The sequence below is a fragment of the Achromobacter colocynthidis genome, from assembly GCF_057334535.1.
This window is the reverse complement of sequence record NZ_JBHFIZ010000023.1, coordinates 56,952-65,467: the sequence shown is the minus strand read 5'-3', so window position 1 is coordinate 65,467 and position 8,516 is coordinate 56,952. Positions and strand designations below refer to the sequence as shown.

Genomic DNA, 8,516 nt, shown 5'->3' with positions numbered 1-8,516 from the left:
GGCGTTTCTCGCCGGGGCTTCCCCATTCTTTCGGGCTTGCCACCACGTTGTAAAAGCGCCGCAACATGGCGCCCGTATCTTTGCTTATGGTGCCCCGACGCTCGGATTTGGGGCATTATCAGCACCAAGGTGTTGCCACATTGCACCAGCTTGCATCTGCCACTTGCACAGGTCCAGGGTTAACCCCTATAATTCGGGTTATCCCTAGTAGCTAAACAACTGAGCAAGCCCGTGGAGGCTATTGTGATCAACCCGAACAACACCATCCGCCTGACCGACGAACTCGAGCGCCAACTGATGCTCCAGGCAATTGAAGAACAGTTCCGTCCGCACCCGATGCGGGCATTGGCCGCCGGCCTGCGTAAGCTGGCCCACGGCGTGAAGGCCCTGGCTGGCAAGACGAGCGCCAAGAACGCGCACTCCGCCGCCTGAAGCTTCACCTGGGCCTGAGTCTGCGGCCCGAATGATTTTCCCCTTGGGGGCTGCATAGCCCCTTTTATAGACCCGCCCTTACCGGCGGGTTTTTTTTTGTCGGATAATGGCGACCCATGACAACCGACGCCTACCTCGACCAGACTCCCAATCGGCTGCGCCGATTCGCCTGCATGATGTATGAAGCCGTGCTGCTGTTCGGCGTCGTGTTCCTGGCCGGCTACCTGCTGGACACGCTGACCCAAAGCAAGAACGCGCTGGAGCTGCGTCCGGCCCGGCAAGCGTGGTTGTTCGTCGCCATTGGCGCCTACTTCGTGCTGTGCTGGCGCCGCCGTGGGCAGACGCTGCCCATGAAAACCTGGAACATCAGACTGGTGGACCGCGACGGCAACACCCCGAAAATGCCCCGCCTGATCCTGCGCTACGTCTTGGTCTGGCCGCTGGTGCTGGCCGGCGCGGCCGTGGTGTGGGGTGCCGCCAGCCTGACCGGCTGGCCGTCGGTGGACATGTTCATCGTTGCCGCCCCCTTCACGATCTTCATCTGGTCCTGGTTCGACCCTGACGGCCAGTTCCTGCATGACCGGCTGCTCGGTACCCGGTTGCGCAACGCGCCTGGACGCCAGAAGGCGTAATAGACGCCGCAGCGCGACGGCGGCGTCGACCGACCGTCACAACAGCGTCACGAATGCTTCACACGGCCGTCATGGCCGGCTGGTCTCATTCCTAGGCATGACGACAGCCCACATGGAAGCGACCGTGAACGAGATCCGCCCCGCACACTGGCGTGCCCTCTGGATTTCCGACATACACCTGGGCACTGCCGGGTGCAAGGCGGAATTCCTGCTCGATTTCCTGGACCACAACGATTCGGACACCCTGTATCTGGTGGGCGACATTGTGGACGGCTGGCAACTGCGCAAACACTGGCATTGGCCACGCGCGCATAACGACGTCATCCAGCGCATCTTGCGCAAGGCCCGCAACGGCACGCGGGTGGTGTTCATTCCCGGCAACCATGACGAGTTCGCGCGTGAATTCGCGGGCTACGCATTTGGCGACATTGAAATCCTGGACGAAGACGTACACGTCACGGCCAAGGGATTGCGCCTGCTGGTGCTGCACGGCGACCAGTTCGACGGCGTGATCCAGCACAGCCGCTGGCTGGCGCATCTGGGCGACGGTCTCTACCAACTGGCCTTGTGGATCAACCACCATTTCAATCGGCTGCGCCACCGGTTGGGCCTGCACTACTGGTCGCTGTCGCAGTATCTGAAGCACAAGGTCAAGAACGCGGTGTCTTTCATCACGGATTTTGAAGAGGCACTGGCGGGTGAGGCGCGCCGGCGCGGGCTGGACGGTGTCGTGTGCGGCCACATCCACAAGGCCGAACTGCGCGATGTCAACGGCATTCTGTATTGCAATGATGGTGACTGGGTGGAAAGCCTGTCGGCCCTGGCGGAAACCCACGAGGGCCAATTGCAACTGCTGGACTGGGCCGCCATCCAGGCCGAACGGCAGATCGACCCCGCTGCCCGCCCCCCGCGTTCGCTGTCGCTTCCTGCCCTGCCGTCTGCCCTGCGCCGCCAAGGCAAACACCCGTGATAACCCGAATGCGTCCCCATTACGCAACGGGGATATTGCAGTTCACGGCCCTCTAGGTCATGCTTGCATCTGAGCCAACGGGCGAGCCGGTCCGTTCACGCAGCTGCAACATGCTTACAACATAGGGCCATGAACGACCAATATCAGGCGCTCTACCAATCATTCCGCTGGCTGGTTCCCACCCAGTTCAACATCGCGGAAGCGTGCTGCCACCGCTGGGCATCCAGTAGTCCGGATGCGCGGCGCATCGCCATCTACTACGAAGACGAATCCGGCAACCGCGAGGTCTGGACCTATGCCCGCCTGGCCGAAGCCGTCAATCAACTGGCCAACGGCCTGGTGAAGATGGGCGTGGGCCGGGGCGACCGCGTCGGTGTGGTGCTGGGGCAACGGCCGGAAACGGTTGTGGCCCACATGGCCATCTACACGGTGGGCGGCGTTGTGCTGCCCTTGTCGGCATTGTTCGGCCCCGAGGCGCTGGAAAGCCGCCTGCGCGACTCCGAAACGCGAGTCGCCATCGTGGACCACGCCTCCAGCGCCAACCTTCTGGCGGTAAGCGACAACTGCCCCCACCTGCAGCAGATCATCGGAATCGGATTCGCGGATGAGCGCGTGCTGCCCTGGCGCAGCCTGCTGGCCCGCCAGCCCAACGAATTCAAGGCTATTGCGACCCGCTCGTCGGACCCCGCCATCCTGCTCTACACCTCCGGCACCACCGGCGCGCCCAAGGGCGCCCTGCTGCCGCATAGCGTGCTGATCGGCAACCTGCCGGGCTTCGTGGCCTCGCAAGACTGGTTTCCCAAGCCCGCTGACGTGTTCTGGTCGCCCGCCGACTGGGCCTGGACCGGCGGCATGATGGACGCGCTGTTGCCGACCCTGTATTTCGGCCATCCCATCGTGGGCACTCGCGGCCGCTTTTCGCCCGAGCGCGCGTTCGAGCTCATGGAGCGCTACCAGGTCACCAACACCTTCCTCTTTCCCACCGCCCTGAAGATGATGATGAAGGCGGTGCCGGAACCCCGCAACCACTACAAGCTGGCGCTGCGCTCCATCATGAGCGCGGGCGAAAGCGTGGGCGAGACTGTTTTTGGCTGGTGCCAGTCGGCATTGGGCGTGACGCCCAACGAGATGTTCGGCCAGACCGAAATGAACTACGTGGTGGGCAATAGCCAGAAGCGCTGGCCCGCCCGCGCGGGCAGCATGGGCCGCCCGTATCCTGGCCACCTGGTGGCGGTGCTGAACGATGCCGGGCAAGCGGTGGCGCCGGGCGAAACCGGCGAAATCGCAGTCAACCGGCTGGATATCCATGGCTATCCGGACCCGGTGATGTTCCTGGGCTACTGGCGCAATGAAGCCGCCACCCAGGCCAAATTCAAGGGCGACTGGTGCCTGACGGGCGACCTGGCCACCGTCGATGCGGACGGCTACCTTTGGTATGCCGGCCGCGCCGACGACGTGTTCAAGTCGGCCGGTTATCGCATCGGCCCAGGAGAAATCGAAAGCTGCCTGATCGGCCATCCAGCCGTGGCCAACGCTGCCGTGGTGCCCAAGCCGGATGCCGAGCGCGGTGCGCTGGTCAAGGCCTATGTCGTGCTGACGCCCGAGTTCGCCCAGCGCGACCGCGCCGACGTCATCGAAAACCTGCAGGAACATGTGCGTGAGCGCCTGGCGCCCTACGAATATCCGAAGGAGATCGAGTTCGTCGACGAATTGCCGATGACCACCACCGGTAAAATCCAACGCCGCATCCTGCGCCTGCGCGAGGAAGAACGCGCGCGTGCCATGCCCGCGCCTGCCGCAGCTGCGCCTGCCTCGGTTGCGCCTGCCGCCCCGGCTGCGGCTGCCCCAACTGCACCCTCCCTGGCTACGGCCGCAGAGCAACCCGGGGCCACGGACGTGGCACCCGCCCAGCCGGCCCCCTCGGCGCAATCGGCCCCATCTTCCCCGCCGGATCCAGAAAAGCTACCGGAGACCTAGGCAATGCCCATTTACCAGCTTGACGACCTGATTCCCCACATTGACCCTGCCGCCTATGTCGCCGACAGCGCCGACATCATCGGCAACGTCACGTTGGAAGCCGGCGTCAGCATCTGGTCGCACGTATCGATCCGGGGCGACAACGACGCCATCCTGATCCGCCATGGCACCAATATCCAGGAATCCAGCGTCCTGCACGTGGACAGCGGCTGTCCCATGACGATCGGCCCGAACGTCACCGTGGGCCATCAAGCCATGCTGCATGGCTGCACCATCCACGAAGGCGCGCTGGTGGGCATGCAGGCCATCGTGCTGAACAACGCCGTGATCGGCCGGAATTGCCTGATCGGCGCGGGCGCGATCATCCCCGAAGGCCGAATCATTCCAGACAACTCACTGGTGATCGGAATCGGCAAAGTGGTGCGCGAACTGTCGGAAGAAGAAATCGACAATTTGCACAAGAACACGGCCCATTACGTGGCGCGCGGCCAACACTACAAGACGGCGCTCAAACGCTTGGCCTGAGCCCCCCGGGCGCGGCCCGAAGCCCTGCTGGCGACACGGGAATTGGGCCGCCTGATCGGCTAAGATTCCCCCCATGACCGATCAGCTGAAAAAATACCTTACCGAAGACCGCAGCGTCCGCATCCAGGCCGTGCGCCTGGACGCGACCTGGAAGGCCGTCCAGGCCAACCATGACTATCCGCCCGCCATTACCCACCTGCTGGGCGAACTGGTCGCCGCGTCCACCCTGCTTGCCGCCAACATCAAATTCGATGGCTCGCTGGTGCTACAGATCCAGGGCGACGGCCCCATCGCCTTGCTGGTGGTGGAATGCCGTTCCGACTTGAGCCTGCGCGCCACCGTCAAGGTGCGCGAAGGCCACGAAGTGCCTGCCGACGGCACCATGCAAAGCCTGCTTAACCCGGGCGGCAACGGCCGCTTCATCGTGGTGCTGGACCCGCAGCGCAAGCTGCCCGGCCAGCAGACCTACCAGGGCATCGTCCCGCTGGAAGGCGAGACGGTGGCGCAGGCGCTGCAGCACTACATGAAGGCTTCCGAACAGCTTGACACGCGCTTGTGGCTGGCCGCCGACGCCGACCATGCCGCGGGCATGCTCGTTCAGCGCCTGCCTTTCCACGGCGGTACCGATGCACCGCTGTTGACCGAGCAAGCGGCGGCCGACACCTGGGATCGCGTCGTGGCATTGGCCAGCACGCTCAAGCGCGACGAAGTGCTGGAAGCCGACATCGACACGTTGATCCATCGCCTGTTCTGGGAAGACACCCTGCTGGCATTCGACCCGGTGGCCGTGCGTTGGCATTGCCCTTGCACGCGCGAGCGCGTGGCCAGCATGCTGCGTTCGCTGGGCGAAGAGGAAGTCAACAGCGTTCTGGCCGAGCGCGGCCAGGTGGATGTGTCCTGCGACTTCTGCGGCAAGCCGTACAAGTTCGACGCCGTCGACTGCGCCACGCTGTTCTCGCCCAACCAACCTCCGGCCGACGACGCCCCTCCCACCGTCCACTGATAGTGCCGCGTCCCGCCCATGCGGGACGTTTCCATCACACCGGATTGTCCGTATCGACAGGCGGTCATGCCCGCGCCACACTGCGCAGCCATGACCGCCTTTTTCTTTGTCGCGCCGCGTCAGCGGGGCGCCGCCGCCATCGAATTCGCCGTGGCTGGCGCCATGGTGTTACTGCTGGGCCTGCTGGGCGTGGAAGCCGCGCGCTGGCAGGCCGTGCGCCACATGGCGCACGTGGCGCTGATGGAGGCGGCGCGCGCGGGCGCGACCGCCCACGGCGAACCCATCCGAATTCGCGACGCCTTTCTTCAGGGCTTGCTGCCCCTGCATGCCAGCGCCCAGGGCGAAGCGGGCGCCTGGGGGCAACTTACGCGCGTGCATGCCGAGCACACGGCGTCCACCGGCCTGACACCATGGCGCATTGAAGTGCTGCGGCCCGATGCCCGCGCCTTTCGCGAGCATGGCCGTGCCGGGCTGAATGTGCCCGCGGCGCTGGGCCGGCGCGCTATCGACAATGATTACCAGGATCTGCAACACGCGCGCAGGCCCCCACGCCCCGGTGGCCCCCCCATCTTTGACGCCAACACCCTGGCGCTGCGCCTGACCTATCTGCACAAGCCCTGGATTGCGCCCGTGCGCGCCGTCTTGGCAACGCTGGGCCGCAACGATGCCAGCTATGCGGGCGTGGCCCTCCAGCATGGCTTGCTGCCGATTCAGATTGAATTGGAAATAGAAATGCACTCGCACCCCGTGGATTGGACGGGAAGCGGGCGATACCCTGCGGAGGTCGTGGCGGGCGCATGCCGCAACGCCCGCTGCCACTGACATGGCGTCAGTGTCGTGGGGGAGTGCCTGCCGCGTTGGCAGGTGAGTTGGCTCGCGAGTTGGCAGCTGGCTTGGCCGCCGCCGCGCTGCCGCGCGCGGGCGTCGCAGGCTTGGCGGCTCCGCCGGTTGCCACCGAGGCGCCAACGGCGGGCGGCTGCACATTCTGCGGCAGTACGTGAACGAACACTTCGCCTTCGCGCATCATGCCCAGTTCACCGCGCGCACGCTCTTCGATGGCCCCGGTGCCCCCTTCAAGATCGCGCACTTCAGCTTCCAGCGCCGAATTGCGCGCGCGCAGGCCTTCATTGGTCTCGCGCTGCTCGGCCACTTGGCGTTGCAGATCCCAGACCTTGAACCAGCCTCCCTTACCCAGCCACAGCGGATATTGGATCAAGCCGACCAGCACGAACAGCACCAGGAACAACAGGCGCATACGCGAGAACCCTCAGAGAGCAGTCGTGGCGTGGATGCGGTGGCGGCGCCAGGCCCCCCCCCCCCCGCTTCCCATCAACGCAGGTTGTAGAAAGCTTCCAGGCCAGGATACGAGGCCACTTCAGCCAGCTCTTCTTCAATGCGCAAGAGCTGGTTGTACTTGGCCATACGATCCGAACGGGACAGCGAACCCGTCTTGATCTGCATGGCGTTGGTTGCCACGGCGATGTCGGCAATGGTGGAATCTTCGGTTTCGCCCGAGCGGTGCGACACAACGGCGGTGTAGCCGGCGCGCTTGGCCATTTCGATGGCGGCGAAGGTTTCGGTCAGCGTGCCGATCTGGTTGATCTTGATCAGGATCGAGTTGGCGACGCCCTTCTGGATGCCTTCACGCAGGATCTTGGTGTTGGTAACGAACAGGTCGTCGCCCACCAATTGCACCTTCTTGCCCAACTGGTCCGTCAAGAGCTTCCAGCCGTCCCAATCGTTTTCGGCCATGCCGTCTTCGATGGAGATGATCGGGTACTTGTCGCACCAGGTGGCCAGCAGGTTGGTGAATTCCTGCGAGGACAGCGAGATGCCGCCTTCGCCGGCCAGCGTGTACTTGCCGTCGCGGTAGAACTCCGAGCTGGCGCAATCCAGGCCCAGGGCGATCTGCGTGCCCGGCTCGTAGCCGGCTTCGGTGATGGCCTTCAGGATCAGTTGGATGGCGGCTTCATGGCTGGGCACGTTGGGGGCGAAACCGCCCTCGTCGCCCACAGCCGTGGACATGCCCTGGCCGTGGATCAACTTCTTCAGCATGTGGAAGACTTCAGCACCCCAGCGCAGGGCTTCGCGGAAGCTGCCCGCGCCCACCGGCAGGATCATCAGTTCTTGCAGATCGAGCGTGTTGTTGGCGTGCGCGCCGCCGTTGATGACGTTCATCATCGGCACGGGCATGCTCATGGGGCCGCTGCCGCCGAAGTAGCGATACAGCGACAGGCCGGACTCGTCGGCGGCGGCACGGGCCACGGCCATGCTGGCGGCCAGGATGGCGTTGGCGCCCAGGCGTTCCTTGGATTCCGTGCCGTCCAGTTCGATCAAGGTGCGATCAACGAAGGTCTGTTCCTGGGCGTCCAGGCCCATCAGCGCTTCGGAGATCTCGGTGTTCAGATTTTCAACGGCGCGCAGCACGCCCTTGCCCAGATAACGGCCCTTGTCGCCGTCACGCAGTTCGATGGCTTCGCGGGCGCCGGTGGAGGCGCCGGACGGCACGGCCGCACGGCCCATGGCGCCAGACTCCAGCAGCACATCGCATTCCACGGTGGGGTTGCCGCGCGAATCCAGAATCTCGCGGCCGATGATATCGACGATTGCACTCATGACTTTACATTCCCTGAACGATAAACATATTCATGACAGCCGCGCCCTCACGGGCGTTGCGGGCACGGCGGTACTGCCAGGAGTCGTAGAAGGCCTGGGCGGCGGTCATGGACGGAAATTCCATCACGACGGTGCGGCCAGGCTTACGGCCCTCAAGGTGCTTGGTCTCGCCGCCTCGCACCAGGACCTTGGCATCGTACGCGCGCATGGCGAGCGTGGACAGACGCTTGTAATCCTCGTATTGCGCGGGCTTGGTCACCGTGACTTCGGCGATGATGTAAGCACTCATGGGGTTCCTTCAGAGCAGTGGCGTTGAAAGGGGGACGCCGGATACGGCAAAGCCGCCAGTGTCGCCCAAGGC

10 protein-coding genes are annotated in these 8,516 nt (G+C 64.4%); 7 read left to right on the top strand and 3 right to left on the bottom strand.

Annotation, left to right across the window (positions count from 1 at the left end; all coding sequences use genetic code 11):
* The first annotated feature begins 243 nt into the window (after window positions 1-243).
* From ACE04A_RS08235 to ACE04A_RS08205, 7 genes are all read left to right on the top strand, one after another.
* Window positions 244-432 carry a hypothetical protein gene (locus tag ACE04A_RS08235; protein WP_035212795.1) on the top strand — a complete coding sequence of 63 codons (189 nt, stop codon included), beginning with the start codon at window positions 244-246 and terminating at the stop codon, window positions 430-432.
* A gap of 116 nt (window positions 433-548) precedes the next feature.
* Complete coding sequence (locus tag ACE04A_RS08230; protein ID WP_259251838.1) at window positions 549-1,064, top strand: RDD family protein; 516 nt, start codon at window positions 549-551, stop codon at window positions 1,062-1,064.
* 97 nt (window positions 1,065-1,161) lie between these two features.
* Window positions 1,162-2,034 carry a UDP-2,3-diacylglucosamine diphosphatase gene (locus tag ACE04A_RS08225; RefSeq protein WP_448718543.1) on the top strand — a complete coding sequence of 291 codons (873 nt, stop codon included), beginning with the start codon at window positions 1,162-1,164 and terminating at the stop codon, window positions 2,032-2,034.
* Between the two features lie 129 nt (window positions 2,035-2,163).
* The gene (locus ACE04A_RS08220; RefSeq protein WP_448718544.1) at window positions 2,164-4,011 is read left to right on the top strand and encodes an acetate--CoA ligase; all 1,848 of its coding nucleotides are present in this window, start codon (window positions 2,164-2,166) and stop codon (window positions 4,009-4,011) included.
* Window positions 4,012-4,014: 3 nt separating this feature from the next.
* The gene (locus tag ACE04A_RS08215) at window positions 4,015-4,536 is read left to right on the top strand and encodes a gamma carbonic anhydrase family protein (RefSeq protein ID WP_448718545.1); all 522 of its coding nucleotides are present in this window, start codon (window positions 4,015-4,017) and stop codon (window positions 4,534-4,536) included.
* Window positions 4,537-4,609: 73 nt separating this feature from the next.
* A complete protein-coding gene (gene hslO / locus ACE04A_RS08210) occupies window positions 4,610-5,539 on the top strand; it encodes an Hsp33 family molecular chaperone HslO (RefSeq protein WP_100857271.1) in 930 nt (309 codons plus the stop codon).
* A 90-nt stretch (window positions 5,540-5,629) separates the two neighbouring features.
* The gene (locus ACE04A_RS08205; RefSeq protein ID WP_485820031.1) at window positions 5,630-6,361 is read left to right on the top strand and encodes a TadE/TadG family type IV pilus assembly protein; all 732 of its coding nucleotides are present in this window, start codon (window positions 5,630-5,632) and stop codon (window positions 6,359-6,361) included.
* A gap of 7 nt (window positions 6,362-6,368) precedes the next feature.
* Here ACE04A_RS08205 and ftsB read toward each other — a convergent pair whose 3' ends face one another.
* From ftsB to ACE04A_RS08190, 3 genes are all read right to left on the bottom strand, one after another.
* A complete protein-coding gene (ftsB, locus tag ACE04A_RS08200) occupies window positions 6,369-6,794 on the bottom strand; it encodes a cell division protein FtsB (protein ID WP_448718548.1) in 426 nt (141 codons plus the stop codon).
* A 74-nt stretch (window positions 6,795-6,868) separates the two neighbouring features.
* Window positions 6,869-8,155 carry a phosphopyruvate hydratase gene (gene eno, locus ACE04A_RS08195; RefSeq protein WP_050447681.1) on the bottom strand — a complete coding sequence of 429 codons (1,287 nt, stop codon included), beginning with the start codon at window positions 8,153-8,155 and terminating at the stop codon, window positions 6,869-6,871.
* Window positions 8,156-8,159: 4 nt separating this feature from the next.
* Complete coding sequence (locus ACE04A_RS08190; RefSeq protein ID WP_046802646.1) at window positions 8,160-8,444, bottom strand: DUF1330 domain-containing protein; 285 nt, start codon at window positions 8,442-8,444, stop codon at window positions 8,160-8,162.
* Window positions 8,445-8,516: the final 72 nt, after the last annotated feature.

Coding starts and splice junctions, on each gene's coding strand:
- ftsB (WP_448718548.1), bottom strand. CDS start 6,794: ATGCGCCTGTTGTTCCTGGTGCTGTTCGTGCTGGTCGGCTTGATCCAA.
- ACE04A_RS08190 (WP_046802646.1), bottom strand. CDS start 8,444: ATGAGTGCTTACATCATCGCCGAAGTCACGGTGACCAAGCCCGCGCAA.
- ACE04A_RS08215 (WP_448718545.1), top strand. CDS start 4,015: ATGCCCATTTACCAGCTTGACGACCTGATTCCCCACATTGACCCTGCC.
- hslO (WP_100857271.1), top strand. CDS start 4,610: ATGACCGATCAGCTGAAAAAATACCTTACCGAAGACCGCAGCGTCCGC.
- eno (WP_050447681.1), bottom strand. CDS start 8,155: ATGAGTGCAATCGTCGATATCATCGGCCGCGAGATTCTGGATTCGCGC.
- ACE04A_RS08225 (WP_448718543.1), top strand. CDS start 1,162: ATGACGACAGCCCACATGGAAGCGACCGTGAACGAGATCCGCCCCGCA.
- ACE04A_RS08230 (WP_259251838.1), top strand. CDS start 549: ATGACAACCGACGCCTACCTCGACCAGACTCCCAATCGGCTGCGCCGA.
- ACE04A_RS08205 (WP_485820031.1), top strand. CDS start 5,630: ATGACCGCCTTTTTCTTTGTCGCGCCGCGTCAGCGGGGCGCCGCCGCC.
- ACE04A_RS08220 (WP_448718544.1), top strand. CDS start 2,164: ATGAACGACCAATATCAGGCGCTCTACCAATCATTCCGCTGGCTGGTT.